We start from the raw sequence: 19,426 nt of genomic DNA on the forward strand, positions 1-19,426 counted from the left end.
ACTGAACGCCTTCGACATCACCTTCGACGGCCGCCTCTCCGCCGCCCGTCAGTAACCCTCAACAACCCGAGTTACACCGCTCGTTTGACAGACCCTGTCCGGTGGACCGATCCGACCAGCAAGCGCCGCCAGTCACTGTCCGAGGGAAAGGACAGCGAAGAAGAGGCCCAGGAATGGCTCCAGGCCATCATCGAGGCCGCGGAGGCCGGCCTGAGCCCGTCGCTGGCCACCATGAAGCTCGCCGAATACGGCGAGGCGAACATGGACCTCGCCCTGCGTGGCCTGGAGTTGAAAACGCTGGACCCCTACCTGTCGGGGTGGCGGATGCGCGTTGTCCCCGCCCTGGGCCACCTCGCGGTGCGGATGATCACCAATGGTGTCGTCGACCGCACCGTGCAGAACTGGATCGCCGACGAGCACAGCCGCTCCACGGTGAAGAACACGATCGCCGTCCTGGTCCGCGTCATGGAGCAGGCAGTCCGCGACCGCATCATCAAGGTCAACCCCGCCCGGGTGACCGGCTGGCAGAAGCTCTACAAGCAGGCCGAGGACGAACTCCACGACCCACGGGCGCTGGCCCTGCCCGACTGGGAGACCCTCGTCGCGCTGGCCGACGCGCTCGTTCCCATCGTCGAGGAGATCCGTCCCCTCGTCGCTCAGCGCGTCCTGTCCGCCGGCCCGAATCCCGATGCCCGCCTGTTCACCGGCCCGCGCGGCGGACGCATCTCCACCGCCGTCCTGCGCGACGCGACACACTGGGACGACGTGGTCACCAAGCTCGGCTACGAACACCTGCGCCGCCACGACCTCCGGCACACCGGACTGACCTGGTTCGCCGACGCCGGAGTCCAGGTACACGTCCTCCGCAGGATCGCCGGCCACGGCTCCCTGACCACCACCCAGCGCTACCTGCACCCCGACGTACACAAGATCACGGCCGCCGGGGCGGCGCTCTCCGCACACCTCAGCGTGCTCCGCGCACCACGCCCACTGCCGAGCCCGATCGTCGTGACCCGCTGACCCCGGTCAAGGGCGCCGGTCCCCAACTGGTCCCCAAGAATGATCGAGGGCCGGTTTCGGACACCTCCGAAACCGGCCCTGACCTGCGACTGTCTCCAGTCGGGACGACAGGATTTGAACCTGCGACCCCTTGACCCCCAGTCAAGTGCGCTACCAAGCTGCGCCACGTCCCGATGCGATTCCCCCGGTCTTCCCGGGCGGCTGCGCAGGACAAACATTACCTCACTCCGAGGACCGGATCGACGCCCGTGCCTGGTGGGCGCGGTCGGCCAGGGATTCGGCGCCGCACGCCGTGGCCAGTTTGTGGGCCCTGGCGAGTTCGCGCGGGGAGCGGATCGCGATGCCGTAGTCGACGAGAGCCAGGGCATGTTCGTACGCGGACGGGGAGGCCTCCAGATGACGGACCGACTCGGCCAGCAGATGGACGGCGTCCTCCGGACGTGCGAAGAGCGCGACACAGCGCAGGGCCTCACCGATCGCGGTGTCCGTACCGAAGCGCTCGGCGTGCACCCGGGCAGAGCCGGCGATCTGGGCGGCGCGGCCCGGGTCCTCCTCGGCCAGGGCGCGGGCGAGATCGCCGGCCCAGGGAGCCCATACGCCGTTGAATCTGCCTCGTGCTTCGAGGGCACGGCCGGCCGTTTCCAGTTCGGTGACCGCCTCCTCCGTACGGCCTTCGGCCAGCAGCAGCCGACCGCGCAGGCACGGGGCGTCGGGCAGCACCATCGCGCTGGGATAGGGCGGACCGAAGTCGTAACGGTCGGCGATCTCGCGGGCCTCCGCGACCCGGCCGCGGGCGATCAGCGTATCGATCAGGAGGCAGGCCGCGTCCCAGTGGACGGGGAGTCCGCTGCCGACACGGTCGGCGAGGCGCAGCCCTTCACGCAGGAAGCCCTCCGCCTCTGCGAGTCGTCCGCGGCGGCGGTGGACCAGACCGAGCAGGGTGTGCGCGAATGCGAGGTGGGCACCGCTCCAGCCGGAGATCTCGAAGGCCCTGACGGCCTCGCCGAAGAGTTCCTCGGCACGGTCGAGCTGGTCGGTGAAGGCGTAGGTGATGCCGACGAGGGTCGGAAGCTCGAAGCCCCATTCCGTGTCGGTCCAGCCGAGCCCGCGGGCGGGGTGGCCGTCGACCAGGGCACGTTCGCAGAGGTCGACGATGAGCTGGGAGTTCTCGCCGCGCATCATGGCGTCGAAGGCGCGGAGCGTGAGCAGGGCGCGCTCGGCGTTGTCGCGGCCGGAGAGATGGTCGGCGTTCCGGGCGAGCCTGCTGGAGCGGGCGGGTCCGTCGTCCTCGGTGGACTGCATGCCCTCCCAGAGGAAGTGGGCGGCCTGAAGCCGCATCAGGCCGGGGCCGGGCGCGGTGCGCGCGGCCTCGGCGGCGAGGGCGGTGGCCGCCTCCTTCAGCTGGTTGTTGTGGGAATGCGCGGCCGCCAGCCGGTAGGTGGCGTCGACCCGCTGGTCGTCGTCGAGTCCGGGCATGTCGAGGGCGGCCCGCAGATGCCGGACGGTGGTGGCCGGGGAGCTGAGCAGCGTGGCGCAGCCCAGTTCGTACAGCAGGGTTGCCTTCACGCGTTGGCGCGGCGGTTCCTCCAGGGCGCGTTCGAGGCAGCGACGGGCCGCCTGCGGAGCACCGACCGCGAGATGCTGTTTGGCCGCGTCGCGGAGCTGTTCGACCAGTTCCTGGTCGTCGTCCGGGTGCACTTCGAGCAGGTGCCGGGAAGCCGCCGCGGCACCGAGGCCGGCCCGGGTGATCGCCCAGGCCGCCCGGCCGTGCATGGCGGTACGGGTGGCCGGCGGGATCGAGCGGTACACCGCGGTGGCGATCAGCGGGTGGACGAACTCCAGCGGGTCGAAGCCGGTGACGATACGGGCCTCGCGCAGCCGCGCCGTGCAGTCGGCCGCCTCGGCGGGACTCATTCCGGCGAGGGTGGCGGCGAGATCCTGCGAGATGTCCGTACCGAGGACCGCGGCGGCCCAGGCGAACCGGTTGGCATTCGTGCCGAGCCGTTCGAGCCGCGCGACGAGGCCGCTGCCACGGGCCGACGCGCCGAGTTCGCGCAGCAGCCCGGCCGATTCCTCCAGCGGCGCCAGCTCGCGGTCCTGGACCTTGGCGACGAGTTCGACCGCCTCGTAGGGGTTGCCGCCGGTGACGGCCCACACCTCGCGGCAGAAGGGATCGTCGGCGTGTTCCCCGAGGGCCGCACGGGCCAGTTCCGCGGTGGCGTCCGGGGTGAGGGCGCGCAGCGCCACCCGGACCTGGGAAGGATGCGAGCTGCCCACTCCGCTCTCCTTCTGCCGCGCCGCCAGTTCCTCCGGCCGGTGGGCCTGGACGACCAGGACGGGCAGTTCACCGAGGCGGGCGGTGAACGAGGCCAGCCAGGCGAGGGATTCGCCGTCCGCCCAGTGCGCGTCGTCGATGACGAGCAGCAGCGGACGGTGGCTGAGCCGGGACGCGAGGCGGGAGACGACGAAGTCGAGGCCGTCCCGCACCCCTTGCGGATCCGCCTGCGGGCCGGTCGGCTGAGCGAGCCCGAGTGCGGGCGCGGTGATCTCGTACCAGGCCCCGAACAGGGTCCGCACCTCGTCGGGCGGGAACTGGTCGAGGGCGGGCTGCAGCAGTTGGCGTACGACGTGGAACGGCACGGACGTGACGGTTTCGCCGCCGCGTGCGGACCAGACCGTGCAGCGGTCGGCGGCCATCGCCTGGATCTCGGCGAGCAGTGCTGTCTTGCCGATGCCGGCCTCACCGCTGAAGATCAGCAGCCCGCCGGCCGCCTGGGCGCCGCACAGGGCATCCACGGCTTGTGCGGCAGCGGCGAGTTCCGGTTCGCGCTCGTACAGCGGCCGGGACTGCTTCATCCCTACCCTCCCCAAAGTGGTGCGGATGACTGTCGACACTAGTCGTGCGCGGGGGTCCACGGACAGTGGTTCGAGCAGTTCGCCGCAGGTGCGGGGCACAATCGAGGGGTGGACGAGACTCACCGCGACCGCGATGCCGAGGGCCGGGCGCGCAATGCGCGCCCCCGTGACGGGCTGGGACGCCCGCTGCCGTACGGGACTCCGGGAGTGGAGCGGCAGCCGGAGGGGGTCGTACGTACGCCCGAGGAAACCCTGTGTGAGGCACAGCGGCTGCTGGACTCGGGGATGCCGTTCCATGCGCACGAGGTGTTCGAGGACGCGTGGAAGTCGCGGCCGGTGGCGGAGCGGGAGTTGTGGCGCGGGCTCGCGCAGCTGGCCGTGGGGCTGACACACGCGGCGCGGGGCAACACGACCGGCGGGGCCAGGCTGTTGCGGCGCGGCGCGGCGGCCCTCGCGGAGTACAGGGCCACCCGGCCTCACGGAATCGGGGTCGAGGGACTGATCCGCTGGGCCGGGGAGCTGGCGGGGCGGGTGGAGCCGGGCGGCAACGCGGCCGACGTGCGGGGGGCGAGCGCCGAACCCGTGGACGCTGCCGTCGAGGCGCCCCGTCTGCGGCCCCTGGAGCCGTAGCCCGGACGACCGGGGGCGGTGGCGCACGGGCGGTGGCCCGGACGGCGCGGGCGGTGGGGCATGGGGCAGACTCGGTGCGGTGAGAAAGATCTATGTCATCGGTATCGGCGCGGGCGACCCCGACCATCTGACCCTGCAGGCCATCAAGGCGCTGAACAGGGCGGATGCGTTCTTCATCCTCGACAAGGGCGAGGAGAAGTCCGATCTGACCGGGCTGCGACGAGACATCCTCGACGTACATGTGAAGGACGCGTACCGGCTGATCGAGGCACGGGATCCGGAGCGGGATCGCAGGACATCGGACTACTCACCCGCGGTGGACGACTGGCGCAGCCGCCGTGCGGATCTGTACGAGCGGTTCATCGCGGAGGAACTCGGCGAGGACGAGTGCGGGGCGTTCCTGGTGTGGGGCGATCCCGCGCTGTACGACTCCACACTCGGCATCCTCGAAGAGATCCTCGACCGGGGTGCGGTCACCTTCGACCACGAAGTGGTCCCCGGGATCAGCAGCGTCTCCGCACTGCTCGCCAGGCATCGGACGGGACTGAACCGGGTGGCGCGTCCGGTGCAGATCACGACGGGCCGACGGCTGGCCGAGGGCTGGCCCGAGGGGGTGGACGACGTCGTGGTGATGCTCGACGCGCGGCAGGCGTTCACTCGCCACCTGGACCAGGATCTGCACATCTACTGGGGGGCGTACGTGGGGACCGCCGACGAGATCCTGGTCTCCGGACGCCTCGCCGAGGTGTCGGACCGGATCGAGGAACTGCGGGCCGAGGCGCGGACCCGCAAGGGCTGGATCATGGATACCTATCTGCTGCGTCGCGACTGAATCCGCCTTCCTGGCACAGCAGTCGGAGCGCCGCGGCGACATCGTGCACGACGCGCACGCCGTCGGGCGGCGGCGGTCGGCGGACCACGACCACGGGCAGCCCGAGGTTCCTGGCAGCGGTGAGCTTCGCCGCGGTGGCAGGACCGCCGCTGTCCTTGGTGACCAGGACGTCGATGGTGTGGTCGCGCAGCAGCGCCGTCTCGCCCTCGACGGTGTACGGACCGCGGTCGAGGAGCACCGCGGTGTGGCGGGGCAGCGGCGGCTCGGGCGGATCCACGGACCGTACGACGAAGTGGAGCCGGTCCGCGCCGGGGGCGGTGGCGAAGGCGGCCAGGCCGAGACGGCCGGTGGTGAGGAGGATCCGGCGACCCAGGCCGGGCAGTCGGGCAGCGGCGTCGGCGAGGTCGTCGGCCTGATGCCATTGGTCGTCGGGGCCCGCCGTCCAGCCGGGGCGGCGCAGTGCGAACAGTGCGGTGCCGGTGGCCTTCGCGGCTTCGGCGGCGTTAGCACTGATGGTGTCGGCGAACGGATGGGTGGCATCGACGACGGTGTCCACGCTGTGGGTTCGCAACCAGTCGGCGAGGCCCCGGGGGCCGCCGAAGCCGCCGATGCGGACGTCCCCCGCGGGCATCCGGGGCCGGGCGACCCGGCCGGCCAGCGAGGTGGTGACGCGCGTGGTCGTCTCGCCGCCGGGCCCGGCCAGCTCGGCGGCGAGCTGCCGGGCTTCGGTCGTACCGCCGAGGATGAGGATGTGGCCGGGCATGCACCGAACCTACGTCACTATGGCCGTCCGCCGCCCGGAGCGGCGAACAGGGCTGCCCGCAGCCACTACGATCCGGCGTCATGAGCACTTCTGACCAGGACCATGCCGTGGACAGCCCGATAGCCGATCCGGAGGCCGCGTCGAAGACGGCTCCCGCAGCTGTTCCGGAGGCCGTTCCCACGCAAGCTCCCGAGACCGTTCCGGAATCTGCTTCGCGGACGCCGGCGCACCCGGTTCCAGGGGCCTCGGCGGAGGCCGTCGCGGAGACCGCCCCCGAGGCGGCTCCTGCGGCCGATCCGGAGACCGCTGCCGAGACGGGCGAACGCCGGTTGACACCACGTCAGGCGAGACGGCTGCGCATCGTCCTCTCGTCGATCGGCATGGCGGCGATGGCGGTCGTTCTCGCACTGCGGATCGCCAGTCGGTCGTCCGTGCTGGTGGTCGGGGTCTACGGGCTCGCGCTGATCCTGTGCGGGATCGTGATCGAGCTGAGCAGGAACGGTCGTACTCGGCTCGGCAGTTGGCTACTGGCCGTCGGGCTGCTGGCGGCGATCGGTTCGGACTGGCTGCTCATTCCCTGACGCATGGTCAGGACAGTGCGATCCGCATGGTCGCGCCGTGCGGATCGACCCGGTCGAGCCGGTCGGCGCGCAGATGGAGAGGAGCGCGCCGACGCGATCGACGGGGATGCCGGTCTCGGCGGCGTACGCGAGGAGCCTGCGCTGCCCCTCGTGTACGGGGCTTCCAGCGAGCCGGGTACCGCTTCGAAACCGGTGTGCAGGATGGCCGTGTCGGCCTTCGATGTGCCGTTGCCGATGTCGTCCGAGGCTTCGACGAGGGCGATGCGCAGCCGGTAGCGCGACCAGGTCGGCGGGCAGTGCTCCGGCGGTGGTGATCCTGCGGTTCATCGCATGACTCTCGTAGGTATCAGGCGTGATCCAGCATGGTCTGCACGGCGGCGCGGAATCCGGCGAGGCGTTCGGCCGCCTCGTCGGCGCCGATCCGGGGTTCGTACACGGCGGCGGGCTTCCATTCGGGTACGGCCTGCCGGAGCGGGAGCCGGGGGTCGAGGCCGAGGCGGGCGACGGCTCCGACGCCGAGTGCGGTGACATCGGGCAGCGCGGACACCTCGACGGGGCGTTGCAGCAGGTCGGCCTGGGTCTGCATGAGCAGTGCCGAGCGGGTCAGGCCTCCATCGACCCGGAGCGAGGTCAGCGGGGAGCCCAGGTCGGTCGCGACCGCCTCGGTGAGTTCGACGACCTGTGCGGCAATGCCTTCGCACAGCGCACGCACCAGATGGCCCGCGGTGGTGTCGAGGCCGAGGCCGGTCACCGATCCGCGCAGGTCGCCGCGCCACCAGGGGGCGGCGAGACCGGCGAGCGCCGGTACGAACGTGACACCGCCGGAGCCGGGGACGCCGGCGCCGACCACGTCGAGGTCCGCCGCACCCGCGATCACCCCCAGGCCGGTGAGCCAGTCGACGGCGGACGCGGCGGTGTAGACCTGTCCGTCGAGGCAGTAGCTGGTGCGGCCGCCGAGCCGCCAGGCGACGCAGCTGACCAGTCCGGTGGACCCGCGGCGGGGCGCAGGACCGGTCTGGGCGAGCAGGAAGGCGCCGGTTCCGTAGGTGCACTTGGCGTTGCCGGGGTCGAGGGCGTTCTGGGCGAGCAGGGCGGCCTGCTGGTCGACGAGGAGTCCGGTCAGCGGGAGTTCGCCGCCGAAGGCGGTCGTGGTACCGACGACGCCGTCGGAGTCGACGACGGCCGGGAGGCGCTCGTCGCCGAGGCCGAAGACGTCCAGGGCCTCGGGTGACCACCGGACCCGGTCGAGGTCGAGCAGCTGAGTGCGTCCCGCGGTCGCCGCGTCCGTGACGAACGCACCGGTCAGCTGATGGACGAGCCAGGAGTCGCTGGTGGTGACCACGCCCTCGCGGGTCAGCTCGCGCCGGATCCAGGCCATCTTGGGGGCGGCGAAGTACGGATCGAGCGGCAGCCCGGTGAGGCGAGTCAACTCCTCCTCGTGCGCCGCAAGTTCCGCGCAGACGGGTGCGGAGCGCCGGTCCTGCCAGACGATCGCTTCGGTGAGCGGACGCCCGGTGCCCGGATCCCAGGCGAGCACCGTCTCGCCCTGGTTGGCGAGGCCGACGGCGGCCACCGGTTCGCCCGCTTCGCGCAGCGCCCGACGCCCGGCCTCGACGACCGAGCCGAGCAGTTCGGCCGGGTCGACCTCGACCGCCCCTCCGGCGCCGTGACGCGGCCGCACGGGAGCCGAACCGGAACCGATCACGCCACGCTCCGGGCAGACCACCAGCGCCTTCGTTCCCGACGTGCCCTGGTCCACCGCGAGTACCGGGCCTGTCATCGACACTCCAGTCGTGCGAAAGCTCTACGGCTTGAACGGAATCGTGATCATTGGTCTCCGCCGCCCAGAGTGGTGCAGACCACCGCGTACGTCAAGGGCCGTCCGGGCGCACGTCCGGAACGGCCGGATGTTGATCAACGTCCGTACCGGTCAGTCGACTTGAGTAAGATCCGCGAATCGGTCCGGAGTTCGGGGCAACTGGCCTTACACTCACCGCCGAGCAACAACCGGACGCTTTCGAGCAGTTCATTGTTCAACAGCTGCTACACCCCCCACGCCCTTGAGGATTGATGACACCGACATTCCCTCCCGAGCTCCGAGACCTCGAATCCCGGGCCGCTTCCGCACGGGTTCCATGCCACCGCCGGGCTGCGTGACGTGCTGAGGAGATCTCCCATCCATCGCACCCCGTCCGGCCGCACATGGGCAGGGCGTGTCCATGGCCAACAGTGAATTCCGGCCGGTCTATCACCCGGCCGGCCATGACAACGAATTGCGTGTGGCATTACAGGATCTGCGCACCGGGCGCTGGCTTTCCATGCGCGATCTGCTGGAGCGTACGCCGGACTGGACCCTGTGGACGCAACGCACCCAGGTGCTCGGAGCCATCGCCGCCGGTTCGGACGCGGTGCAGGCCTGGCTGGCCGAGGAGCCGCGAAGTGTCGCCGCCTGCGTGATGCAGGCACGGGTCGTCGTGGAGCGGGCCGTGCGGGCCCATCGCGAGGGCCATCACCGTGCGCAGGAACTGTGGCAGGAAGCCTGGGGAGCCTGCCGGACGGCCGCACACACCTCACCCGCCGACCCGGTGCCCTGGGTGTGTCTGCTGGCCCTGTCGCAGCTGGACGAGCACCAGCGACTGGAGGAGCACCGGCTGCACCCGCCGGGGCCGATGCTCTTCCCCGGCCCGTGGGGGCTGCTGGCGGAGGCCGACAAACGGGATCCGTACAACCGCGAGGCCTACCACCGGATGCTCCAGTTCGTGTACGCGCGGAAGGCCGGCGGATCGCTCTCGGAGGCGGTCAACTTCGTTCAGTGGGCGGCCTCTTCCGCTCCCGACGGATCCGCGCTGCACGCGCTGCCCCTGTATGTGCGGGTCGAGCGCTACCGGCGCGAGCACGGGCACGAGAAGGCCCTGGATCTCCACTGGGTCACCGAGGACGCCGAGCGGGACGCGGCTCGGGCGCTGGAGCTCTGGTTCCGTCGCACGCCTCCGATCTCCCACTCCCTGCTCGACCTGAACCATCTGGCCCACGCCCTGTGGGGTGCCCTCCAATTCGCCGACGCCGCACCGGTGTTCCGGGAACTCGGGCCCTATTTCACCTCCGTTCCCTGGGTGTATCGCACACGGGACCCCAAGGCCCCCGGTGGCGCCGAGGAAGTCTTCCTGCGTGCCCGCAGCCGCTGTCTCGCGGTGTCCCGCGACCCCGGACGGGGGCCGCACGGCTGAGCCAAGGCGCCGCGCGCCGAGCCGCATCCCCGTTCCGGACCGACCGCTTTCCTTCCCGTCCCCATCACTCCTCATGGAGGTTTTCCCATGTCCATATCCACCCCGACCCAGTCGGGTGCGGAGGCCACCCCGCCGAAGGACGAGGAGGAGCGGCTGCGTGAACTCGGCTATCAGCCCGTGCTCGCCCGACGCATGGGCGGCTTCGGCAACTTCGCCATCAGCTTCTCCGTCATCTCCATCCTGTCCGGCTGCATGACCCTGTACGGCTTCGGCATGTCCACCGGCGGCCCGGCGGTGATGCTCTGGGGCTGGGCCGGTGTCGGGCTCTTCGTGCTCTGTGTCGGCATGGCGCTCGCCGAGGTCACCAGCGCCTACCCGACCTCGGGAGCGCTCTACTACATGGCCGACCGGCTCGGTGGCCGCAAGTGGGGCTGGTACACGGGCTGGCTGAATCTGCTCGGTCTGCTCGGTGCGATCGCCGGTATCGACTACGGTGCCGCGCTGTTCACCGGTGCGCTGATGAATCTGCAGTGGGGATTCACCCCCACACCGGGCAAGACGATGATCATCTTCCTCTGCATCCTGCTGCTGCACGCCGTGCTGAACCTCTTCGGTGTCCGCCTCGTCAGTGTGCTCAACTCCATCAGCGTGTGGTGGCACCTCGCCGGTGTCGCGGTGATCGTCGTCGTACTGGCGGTCGTGCCGTCGCACCACCAGTCGCCCTCGTTCGTCTTCACCGAGTTCGTCAACGACACGGGCTGGCACAATCCGTTGTACGTGGCGGCGATCGGTCTGCTCCTCGCCCAGTACACCTTCTGCGGCTACGACGCGTCCGCCCATCTGTCGGAGGAGACCTCGAACGCCTCGGTGACGGCCGCCAAGGGCATCGTCCGCGCGATCTGGGTCTCCTGGGTCGCCGGTTTCGTGCTGCTCGCCGGGCTGACGTTCGCGATCCAGGACTACGCGGGCACCCAGAACAGCGCGACCGGGGTGCCTCCGGCCCAGATCCTGATCGACGCGCTGGGCACCTCCGGGGCCACGGCCCTGCTGCTGATCGTGATCGCGGCCCAGCTGTTCTGCGGCAACGCCGAGGTCGCCGCCGCCAGCCGGATGGTGTTCGCGTTCAGCCGGGACAACGCCCTGCCGGGCTCGGCGCTGTGGCGCAAGGTGAGCGCGAGCACCCAGACGCCCGTCAACGCGGTGTGGCTGTCGGTCGTCGTCGCCGGTGTGCTGGCGCTGCCGTCGCTGTACTCCGCCACGGCGTACGGTGCGGTGACCGCGATCAACGTCATCGGCATCACGCCCGCCTACGCGATCCCGATCTTCCTGAAGCTGCGCTCCGGTGGCCGGTTCGAGCGCGGGCCGTGGCATCTGGGGCGCTGGAGCAAGCCGATCGGCTGGATCGCCGTGGTGTGGGTCGCCATCGTGACCGTGCTGTTCCTGCTCCCCCAGTCGTCCCCGGTGACGGTCGACTCGATGAACTACGCGTCGATCGCGCTGGTCGCCGTGCTGGTTCTGGCCACCATCTGGTGGTTCGTCGCGCGCCGTTCGTACAGCACGCCGTCCGCGTACGGGAACGCACGTGAGCAGGCGGAGATCGAGGAAGGCATCGTCTGATCCGGCCCCGCCCACGCCTTTTTCTCAGCCCTCCCCGGTCGCAGCGAGCAGCTGTCGGGGAGGGCTGAGGCGTGTGTGCGGCGGGTTCGGAACGTCGTGTGCGTTCAGCGCAGGAGCAACTGGAGTCCGCCGAGGACGGTCGCGCCGATGACCCCGTCCACGGCAGCCAGAGCCAGGCGGCGGCTGACAGCGCCACCGCCGCCCCGCCCGCGAGCGTTGAACCAGGCGCCCGCAAGAGCGCCCTGAGACAGGTGAGGCCCACGGGACGATCCACGCGCATGGACAGGGCTGAGGCGATCGCTATGCTGCGACGCGAACGCTCACATGAAGCGCTCAAACGAACAGCACGCGGCAGTACGGCGAGGGGGCCACCAGCATGCGGGAGCCGGTCGAACTCAGGCGACAACGAATCCTGTCGGTGGTGGAGTCGCGCGGCGCCGTCAAGGTCAGCGTGCTCGCGGCCGAGCTGGATGTCTCGGTGGTCACGATCAGGCGGGACGTCGAGGAGCTCGCCCAAGCCGGACGGCTGCGGCGCGGGCACGGGGTGGCCCGGCCGGTCGGGGAGGCGCAGCCGCCCGCCGCGGCGCCCGCGTCGCGGGGCGAGGAACCTGCCGGGGAGGGCGGGGCGGTGGCCCTGGTCGTACCGGAACGGCATTCGTACCTGTACGAGACCCTGCACGGCGCCCGGAGCGTTCTGGAGGAGTCCGGCATGCGCATCGCCCTGCACATCGCACCCCAGGCGGCCGGAGCCGAACGGCCACTGGTGGAGCGGGCACTGGCGGACGGTGCGCGCGGGCTGCTGATCGCGCCGCGCTGGCGCAACGCGCGCTCGGAGGAGCTGGACTACGGATGGCTCGCGGACGTGGGCGTGCCGACCGTACTCATGGAGCGGCGGCCCCGGCCGGGCAGCACGCTGCACGCCCTCGACTCCGTCTGTTCCGACCACTGGTACGGGACGCACCTCGCCGTCGAGCACCTGGTGTCGCTGGGGCATCGCCGCATCGTGCTGGCCGCCCGCGACGACAGCCCGACGGCGCGCAGCATCCGTGCGGCGTTCGCCGAGATCGCAGCGGCTCGTGCGGAGGTGGAGGACTGGTCGGTGGTGCTGAGTTCCCCGACGGCGGTGCCCGGCCCCGGTCCCGACTCCGCCGCCGCGGGAGCCGTCGCGCCACCGGGCCCCGGAGCCGATGGCCCCTCCGGCCTCGACCTCGCGGCGCTGCTGCGGGAGCGAGGGGCCACGGCGGCCGTGCTGCACGGCGACGTCGATGCGTTGATGCTGGTGCAGCGGCTGGCGGAGAGCGGGATCGAGGTGCCCCGCGACTGCTCCGTGGTGGCGTACGACGATGTGGTCGCGGCCCTCGGCAGCACGCCCCTGACCGCGGTGGCGCCGCCGAAGACGGCGATCGGACGCGTGGCCGCGGAGCTGCTGCTCCACAGGCTGTCCGGGGCTGTCGACGCGAGTGGACCCGTACGCCGGACGGAGTTGCTGCCCACGCTCAAGGTGCGCGGATCGGCGCAGGAGAGGATCCCTTCCGCAAGATGAGCGTTTGACCGCTTTGATTTTCTTCTGAGTGATCTCTTGACCAGTACCGATCAGCCGATCAGGATTCCCCGTGACCCGAATCAGGAGCCGCGGGAGGCGCACATGCCCGGTCGACAGAGCCGAACAACTTCTTCCTGCCCGTGGTGATGCTTTCCGACCAGCACCTGTACCCGGTCGGTCTCGGGCTCTGCACCTGGAACAGCTCCGACACGGTCTCCCCCGAGTACTACCCCGTCGTGATCACGGGCTCGCTGCTCGCGGTCCTGCCGCTGATCCTCGCCTTCGCCCTGCTCCAGCGGTTCTGGAAGGCGGGGCTCACCGCCGGCGCGGTCAAGCAGCCGCGCCACCGCCCTCATCCCCGACCAGGAGAGAGATGCACAGCCCCTACGCCACCCCACCCACCGGCCGGGACCGACCGCGCGCCGCCGTCGCCATGAAACCGGACGCCGCGACCGCCCTCCTCGACGCCCGGTCCCTGGCCGCGCTCGGCGAGGTGTGCGCTCTCGCTCCGCCACCCGTCCTCGACGACTTCACCACCGACCGCGCCCGCGCCACACTGGCGGATGTGGAGATCCTGGTCACTGGCTGGGGCTGTCCACCGCTCGACGAGGCGGCCCTGGCGGCGGCACCGCAGCTGCGCGCCGTCGTCCACACCGCGGGCAGTGTCCGCGGACACATCACCGAGGCCTGCTGGGACCGCGGCATCGAGGTGTCGTCGGCAGCCGCCGCCAACGCGCTGCCGGTGGCGGAGTACACCGTGGCGATGATCCTCCTCTCCGGCAAGCGGACCCTGGAACGGGCCCGTGACTACCGGACGGCACGCCGGCGCGACAACTGGCTCGCCACCGCGACCGAGCTCGGCAACTACGGCCGTACCGTCGGCATCCTGTCCGCCTCGATGATCGGCCGACGCGTCATCGAACTGCTGCGACCGTACGACCTGCCGGTCCTGCTCCACGACCCGTACGTCTTTGAGGCGGAGGCCGCCGCGCTCGGCGTCCGGTCCGTCGGTCTCGGTGAACTGTTCACACACAGCGACGTGGTGAGCGTGCACACCCCCCTGCTGCCTGCCACCCACGGGCTCGTGAGCCGTGAGCTGCTCACCTCGATGCGTACGGACGCCGTGCTCATCAACACCGCACGGGGCGCCGTGATCGACCAGGACGCACTCGTCGACATGCTCCGGCAGGACCGGATCCGGGCGATCCTCGACGTCACCGTGCCCGACTCGCTGCCCCCCGCACACCCCCTCTGGGAGTGCGACAACGTCACCATCACCCCGCACCTCGCAGGCTCACAGGGCAACGAGTGGCGGCGACTGGTCGATCTGGCGGTCGGTGAGGCCGGCCGCTGGGCCGCGGGCGACGGATTCGCCCATCCCGTACGACGCGAAAGGCTGGCATTCCTCGCATGACCGCACCCCATCCGGATTCCCCCCTCGAACTTCCCGCCGAAGACCGGGCGTCGAGCCCGCACACCGGCTACACCCGCGCGCACTGGGAGGCCGCGGCGGACGGACTGCTCAAGGCGGCCTGGCAGTGGGCCACACCGAGCGGCGCGCTGCTGGACCTGCCGGGCCGGCCGTCCGCCTCCGGGGTGCGCTCCGACGGGCTGGAGGGATACGCGCGTACGTTCCTCGCCGCCGCGTTCCGGGTGGCGGGCGCGGAGGGCAAGGACCCGCACGGCTGGCTCGACCGGTACGCCGACGGACTCGCGGCCGGAACCCTCACCCCCGGCCGCGACGACGCCGAGTCCTGGCCGTTGATCCGTGACCACACCGTCTTCGGCCAGCCCATGGTCGAGTCGGCCTCGGTCGCCATCGGTCTGCGGCTGACCCGGCCATGGCTCTGGGACCGGCTGGACGACGGGGTGCGGGACCGGACCGAACAGTGGCTGCGCGACGCGTTGCGGCACGTCCCCTCCCCCAACAACTGGTATCTCTTCCCCTACTCCGTGGCCGGGTTCCTGGAGTCCGTGGGCCGTGGCGACGCTGAGACGGCCCGGGCCAAGCAGCGGGCCCTCGAACTGCTGGAGGGCTGGTACCGGGGCGACGGCTGGTACGCGGACGGCGACGGCCGCGCCTTCGACCACTACAACGGCTGGGCGCTGCACCTCTACCCGATGCTGGACGCGCATCTGTCGGGCGACGCGGAGCTGTCCGCGCACTACGGCGCCCGGCTGCGCGAGCACCTGGAGGGCTTCTCGCTGCTGTTCGGCGGCGATGGTGCGCCGATCCACTTCGGCCGCTCGCTGACCTACCGCTTCGCGGCCGCCTCCTCGGTCGCGCTCGGCGCCATCAGCGGGCACACCCCGCTCACGCCCGGCGCCTCGCGGCGGGTGATCAGCGGGTCGTTGCGCTACTTCCTGGACCGGGGCGCGACCGGTACGGACGGGCTGCTGAACCTGGGCTGGCACGGTCCGCACGAGGCGTCGCTGCAGAACTACTCGGCGCCCGCGTCGCCTTACTGGGCATCCAAGGCCTTCGTCTCGCTGCTCGCCCCGGAGGGCCATCCACTGTGGACCGCGACCGAGGAGCCCGCACCGAGCGAGGGCCCCGACCGGGTGGTCGCGCTGGCCGCACCGGGGCTGCTCGTCCAGTCCACCCGCGCGGACGGGATCGTACGGCTGCACAACCACGGCAGCGACCATGTGCGCCCGCACGAGGGCGAGTCGGGTGTGGAGGACGATCCGCTGTACAGCCGTCAGTCGTACTCCACGGTGACCGGCCCCACGGCCGGGGGGAACGCGGCGGACAACCATCTGGCCGTGGTGGTCGCCGGGGTGCGCAGTGGTCGCCGGGTCATCCGTGCGCTGGGCGCCGGCGGAGGTGACGGCTGGGGCTGGGCCGCCTCCTGGCACCGCCCGGTGTTCACGTCGGGCTCCCCGATGGTGCCGGGGATGCGGGTGGAGAGCGTCACCGTGGCACGCGCCCGCTACGAGCTGAGGGTGCATCGGGTGCTCGGCGCGCCGGACGGGGCCCGGGTGGAGCAGACGGGCTGGGCGACCGGCCGCGACGACGCCCTGACCTCCGCCCTGCACGGTCTGTACGGCTGGGAGTCCCGCGACGAGGTACGGGCTCCGCAGGGCACCGCGTACACCCCCTGGGCGGTGGTGCCCCGGCTGGCCGCGCCCGCCGAGGGCACGGTGGTGCTGGTCGCGGTCGCCTCGCTGACCGCGGAGTCCGAAGCGGCGCCGCTCGACACGGTGGTGAGCGGGGTGACCGTGGACGGGGACACGGTGGAGGTCCGCTGGGCGGCGGATGCGGCTACGACCCGTATCCGCTTCGAGCCGATGACGGTCACGCACGGCTGAGCGCCGGGGTGCGCGGCCGTCGCGCCGCGCACCCCGCCCACCGGCAGGGACCTATCGGTCCGTCCTGATCACCACGGCCAGGGTGCGCGGACCGTGCACGCCCTCCACCCGCTCCAGCTCGATGTCGGACGTGGCCGAGGGGCCGCTGATCAGCGTCGTCGGCCGTTCCGGCACCAACCGGGCCACCGCCTCCGGCACGCCGACCTCGACGGTCGACAGATCAACGACGCACACATGCAGGTCGGGGACGAGGGACAACGCCCGCCGCCCCTGGTCGGGCGAGCCGTCCAGGAAGATCGTGCCCGTCTCGGCGCAGCCGACGGCCGAGGCGGTGACGACCCCGTCCAGGGCGTCGAGCCGGGGTGCAGGGATGTCGCCGGAGTCCTGCTGGACCTCGCCGTCGTACGCGTCGAGCCACCGCGGATCGAGTCCGGCCGGCACACCGATCCGCCGCGCCCCGTGCTCCCGCAGCACCTCGGCGACGACCTGGGCCGTGCGGTCGGCGGTACAGGTGCGTACATGTGCCTTGTAGTCGACGAGCCGGTCGGTGAAGAGGGCCAGGCGCTCGTCGTCTGGGAGGGTGCGGCCGGTGCGGTAGGCGCGCGGGACGGTGGTGTCCGGGGTGGGGGCGAGGGCGAGCGCGTCCTTGATCCTGCCCAGCACCGTTTCACGAGCGGTCGTCACTTCTCCTCCTCCCGCTTCTTCTCGTACTCGCCCGCGGCGGCCCGCATCGTCGCGGCGCCCTCCGCCGATGCCAGCCAGGAGCGGAAGGTCTGCTTCGGCGGCGCCGCGGTGTCCCGGCTCTCGCTCCAGCCGTTGAACGGCGGCGGCAGATGCGAGATCCTGCCGTCCCGCCCGGCGACGACGCGGCCGATCCCCGCCCCCTTCTGCGCGGCGGTGAAGAGCTTCGGGTGCTTCATGACGGTGGCCGCGGCCTTCATGGCGAGCTTCTCCGCCGTCGTGCCGGACTGTTCGGTGTTCTGGTGGCGCAGTTCGACCAGGAGCGACGGGATGTCGATCTTGACCGGGCAGGCGTCGAAACAGGCACCGCAGAGACTGGAGGCGTACGGCAGCGAGCTGTTGGGGTCGTCCTTGGCCGCGTGCATCCCGGCGAGCTGCGGGGTGAGGACCGCGCCGATCGGTCCGGGGTACGTCGATCCGTACGCATGGCCGCCGGCCCGTTCGTACACCGGGCAGACGTTGAGACAGGCCGAACAGCGGATGCAGTTGAGCGCCTCGCGCCCGATCCGGTCGGCGAGCGCCGCGGTGCGTCCGTTGTCGAGCAGGACCAGATGGAAGTCCTGCGGTCCGTCGCCCGGCGTCACCCCGGTCCACATCGAGGTGTACGGGTTCATGCGCTCCCCGGTGGAGGAGCGCGGCAGCAACTGCAGGAACACTTCGAGGTCCTGGTAGCGCGGCAGCACCTTCTCGATGCCCATGACGGTGATCAGGGTGTCGGGCAGGGTCAGACACATACGGCCGTTGCCCTCGGACTCCACGACGGAGAGGGTTCCGGTCTCGGCGATACCGAAGTTGGCGCCGGAGACGGCCACCTTGGTCGTCATGAACTTCTCGCGCAGATAGGCGCGGGCCGCGGCGGCGAGATGCGCGGGTACGTTGTCGAGGCCCGGATCGACGCCCGGGATCTCCTTGAGGAAGATCTGCCGGATCTCATCGCGGTTGCGGTGGATGGCGGGGACCAGGATGTGCGACGGCTTGTCGTGCGCGAGCTGGACGATCAGTTCGGCAAGGTCCGTCTCGTACGGGGTGATGCCGACCGATTCGAGGTGCTCGTTGAGGCCGATCTCCTGGGTGGCCATCGACTTGACCTTGATGACGTCGCGGCTGCCCGTCGCCTTGACCAGCCGGGCGACGATCTCGTTGGCCTCGACGCCGTCCCGTGCCCAGTGGACGGTGCCGCCACGCTCGGTGACCTTGCGCTCCAGTTGTTCCAGGAGTTCGGGGAGCCGGTTCATGGTGTCGGTCTTGATGGCCGACCCGGCGTCGCGCAGTTCTTCCCAGTCGGGCAGTTCGCCGGTGACGTTCAGGCGTTTGGTGCGGATCGTACGGGTGGCCCGGCCGAGGTTGCGGCGCAGTTGTTCGTTGCGCAGTTCGTCGTGGGCGGCGGCGGGGAACTTCCGGTCGCCGCGCAGATTGCCCGTTCCGTACGGGGAACGGGGCGGGGTCGCGGGCATGCCGAGGAAGGTGCTGCTCATCGGACGGCCTCCGTCGGGACGTACGGCGAGGTGCGGGTGGCGGAGAGGATCTGCGCGAGGTGCAGGGTGCGGGTGCCCGAGGCGATACGGGAGAGACCGCCGCCGATGTGCATCAGACAGGAGGAGTCCCCCGCGGTGCAGACATCGGCCCCGGTGGTGGCGATGTTGCGCATCTTGTCCTGGAGCATGGCCGTCGACGTCTCGGCGTTCTTGACGGCGAAGGTGCCGCCGAATCCGCAGCAGGAGTCGGCTTCGGGGAGCTCGACGAGGTCGATGGAGTCGACGGCGCGGAGCAGCTTCAGCGGCTTGTCGCCGACGCGGAGCATGCGCAGGGAGTGGCAGGTGGGGTGGTAGGTCACCCGGTGCGGGAAGTAGGCACCGACGTCGGTGACGTCCAGGACGTCGACGAGCAGCTCCGACAACTCGTACGTCTTGGCCTTGACGGTGGCGACGCCCGCGCGCAGCGCCGCGTCCCCGTACCGCGCAGCGACGATCTCGTGCTGGTGCCGGACCGAGCCCGCGCACGATCCGGACGGCATGACGACGGCGTCGATCGTCGCGTCACCGAACTGCTCGGCGAAATTCCGTACCAGGGGGACGGGTTCGCGCTGGTATCCGGTGTTGACGTGCATCTGGCCGCAGCAGGTCTGCCCCGGCGGGAACACCACGTCATGGCCCAGTCGGGCGAGCAGGACCGCGGTCGATTTCACCGCCTCGGGGAAGAGCGTGTCTCCCAGACAGGTGGCGAAGAGTCCGATGCGCATGGGTCTCTCCGATCTTTTCTCCCTTATATGGTCCGACCATACTAGCCTCGGTCCGAAACGTGAAG

General features: G+C 71.0%; 15 protein-coding genes, 1 tRNA gene and 2 pseudogenes. 10 read left to right on the plus strand and 8 right to left on the minus strand.

Annotated elements, in window-relative coordinates; translation table 11 throughout:
• Window positions 1-84 precede the first annotated feature (84 nt).
• A complete protein-coding gene (locus tag ACF1B9_RS36570; RefSeq protein ID WP_391746810.1) occupies window positions 85-1,020 on the plus strand; it encodes a tyrosine-type recombinase/integrase in 936 nt (311 codons plus the stop codon).
• Between the two features lie 99 nt (window positions 1,021-1,119).
• Here ACF1B9_RS36570 and ACF1B9_RS36575 read toward each other — a convergent pair.
• A tRNA-Pro gene (locus ACF1B9_RS36575) sits at window positions 1,120-1,193 on the minus strand.
• A gap of 49 nt (window positions 1,194-1,242) precedes the next feature.
• Complete coding sequence (locus tag ACF1B9_RS36580; RefSeq protein ID WP_391746809.1) at window positions 1,243-3,876, minus strand: ATP-binding protein; 2,634 nt, start codon at window positions 3,874-3,876, stop codon at window positions 1,243-1,245.
• 108 nt (window positions 3,877-3,984) lie between these two features.
• Between ACF1B9_RS36580 and ACF1B9_RS36585 the strand changes: the two genes are divergently transcribed.
• A complete protein-coding gene (locus tag ACF1B9_RS36585; RefSeq protein WP_391746808.1) occupies window positions 3,985-4,506 on the plus strand; it encodes a DUF309 domain-containing protein in 522 nt (173 codons plus the stop codon).
• Window positions 4,507-4,585: 79 nt separating this feature from the next.
• Window positions 4,586-5,338 carry a precorrin-6A synthase (deacetylating) gene (cobF, locus tag ACF1B9_RS36590; RefSeq protein WP_391746807.1) on the plus strand — a complete coding sequence of 251 codons (753 nt, stop codon included), beginning with the start codon at window positions 4,586-4,588 and terminating at the stop codon, window positions 5,336-5,338.
• On the opposite strand, the gene ACF1B9_RS36595 is transcribed toward cobF, so the two are convergent.
• A complete protein-coding gene (locus tag ACF1B9_RS36595; RefSeq protein WP_391746806.1) occupies window positions 5,307-6,101 on the minus strand; it encodes a cobalt-precorrin-6A reductase in 795 nt (264 codons plus the stop codon). The genes cobF and ACF1B9_RS36595 overlap by 32 nt on opposite strands.
• A gap of 80 nt (window positions 6,102-6,181) precedes the next feature.
• Here ACF1B9_RS36595 and ACF1B9_RS36600 point away from each other — a divergent pair, with 80 nt between their 5' ends.
• A complete protein-coding gene (locus ACF1B9_RS36600) occupies window positions 6,182-6,682 on the plus strand; it encodes a hypothetical protein (protein ID WP_391746805.1) in 501 nt (166 codons plus the stop codon).
• A 78-nt stretch (window positions 6,683-6,760) separates the two neighbouring features.
• Here the strand turns inward: ACF1B9_RS36600 and ACF1B9_RS36605 are convergent.
• Window positions 6,761-6,960, minus strand: a pseudogene (locus ACF1B9_RS36605) (FAD-dependent oxidoreductase); the annotation flags it as partial.
• Between the two features lie 68 nt (window positions 6,961-7,028).
• Window positions 7,029-8,462, minus strand: coding sequence for an FGGY family carbohydrate kinase (locus tag ACF1B9_RS36610; protein WP_391746804.1), 1,434 nt, complete (start codon window positions 8,460-8,462; stop codon window positions 7,029-7,031).
• A 439-nt stretch (window positions 8,463-8,901) separates the two neighbouring features.
• Between ACF1B9_RS36610 and ACF1B9_RS36615 the strand changes: the two genes are divergently transcribed.
• The 6 genes and pseudogenes from ACF1B9_RS36615 to ACF1B9_RS36640 all read left to right on the plus strand — a co-directional run bounded on the left by ACF1B9_RS36615 (window position 8,902) and on the right by ACF1B9_RS36640 (window position 16,381).
• Window positions 8,902-9,909: a hypothetical protein gene (locus tag ACF1B9_RS36615; RefSeq protein ID WP_391746803.1), complete on the plus strand. Its 1,008-nt coding sequence runs from the start codon at window positions 8,902-8,904 to the stop codon at window positions 9,907-9,909.
• Between the two features lie 87 nt (window positions 9,910-9,996).
• On the plus strand, window positions 9,997-11,526 hold the full coding sequence (locus tag ACF1B9_RS36620) for an amino acid permease (RefSeq protein ID WP_351082561.1): 1,530 nt from the start codon (window positions 9,997-9,999) through the stop codon (window positions 11,524-11,526).
• A 376-nt stretch (window positions 11,527-11,902) separates the two neighbouring features.
• The gene (locus tag ACF1B9_RS36625) at window positions 11,903-13,069 is read left to right on the plus strand and encodes a substrate-binding domain-containing protein (RefSeq protein ID WP_391746802.1); all 1,167 of its coding nucleotides are present in this window, start codon (window positions 11,903-11,905) and stop codon (window positions 13,067-13,069) included.
• Window positions 13,070-13,191: 122 nt separating this feature from the next.
• A pseudogene (locus ACF1B9_RS36630) lies at window positions 13,192-13,404 on the plus strand (carbohydrate ABC transporter permease); the annotation flags it as partial.
• Between the two features lie 38 nt (window positions 13,405-13,442).
• Window positions 13,443-14,483, plus strand: coding sequence for a hydroxyacid dehydrogenase (locus ACF1B9_RS36635; RefSeq protein WP_391746801.1), 1,041 nt, complete (start codon window positions 13,443-13,445; stop codon window positions 14,481-14,483).
• Window positions 14,480-16,381, plus strand: coding sequence for a DUF2264 domain-containing protein (locus tag ACF1B9_RS36640; protein ID WP_391746800.1), 1,902 nt, complete (start codon window positions 14,480-14,482; stop codon window positions 16,379-16,381). Before ACF1B9_RS36635 ends, ACF1B9_RS36640 begins: the two co-directional genes overlap by 4 nt.
• Before the next feature lie 51 nt (window positions 16,382-16,432).
• Here ACF1B9_RS36640 and ACF1B9_RS36645 read toward each other — a convergent pair whose 3' ends face one another.
• From ACF1B9_RS36645 to ACF1B9_RS36655, 3 genes are read right to left on the minus strand one after another with little or no spacing between them, the layout of a single operon-like run.
• The gene (locus tag ACF1B9_RS36645; RefSeq protein WP_391746799.1) at window positions 16,433-17,065 is read right to left on the minus strand and encodes a lactate utilization protein C; all 633 of its coding nucleotides are present in this window, start codon (window positions 17,063-17,065) and stop codon (window positions 16,433-16,435) included.
• Window positions 17,062-18,597: a LutB/LldF family L-lactate oxidation iron-sulfur protein gene (locus ACF1B9_RS36650; protein WP_391746798.1), complete on the minus strand. Its 1,536-nt coding sequence runs from the start codon at window positions 18,595-18,597 to the stop codon at window positions 17,062-17,064. Before ACF1B9_RS36650 ends, ACF1B9_RS36645 begins: the two co-directional genes overlap by 4 nt.
• The gene (locus ACF1B9_RS36655) at window positions 18,594-19,361 is read right to left on the minus strand and encodes a (Fe-S)-binding protein (RefSeq protein ID WP_376276625.1); all 768 of its coding nucleotides are present in this window, start codon (window positions 19,359-19,361) and stop codon (window positions 18,594-18,596) included. Before ACF1B9_RS36655 ends, ACF1B9_RS36650 begins: the two co-directional genes overlap by 4 nt.
• Window positions 19,362-19,426: the final 65 nt, after the last annotated feature.

This window comes from Streptomyces sp. NPDC014727 (assembly GCF_043083485.1).
In the GTDB taxonomy this organism is placed as follows: Bacteria; Actinomycetota; Actinomycetes; order Streptomycetales; family Streptomycetaceae; genus Streptomyces.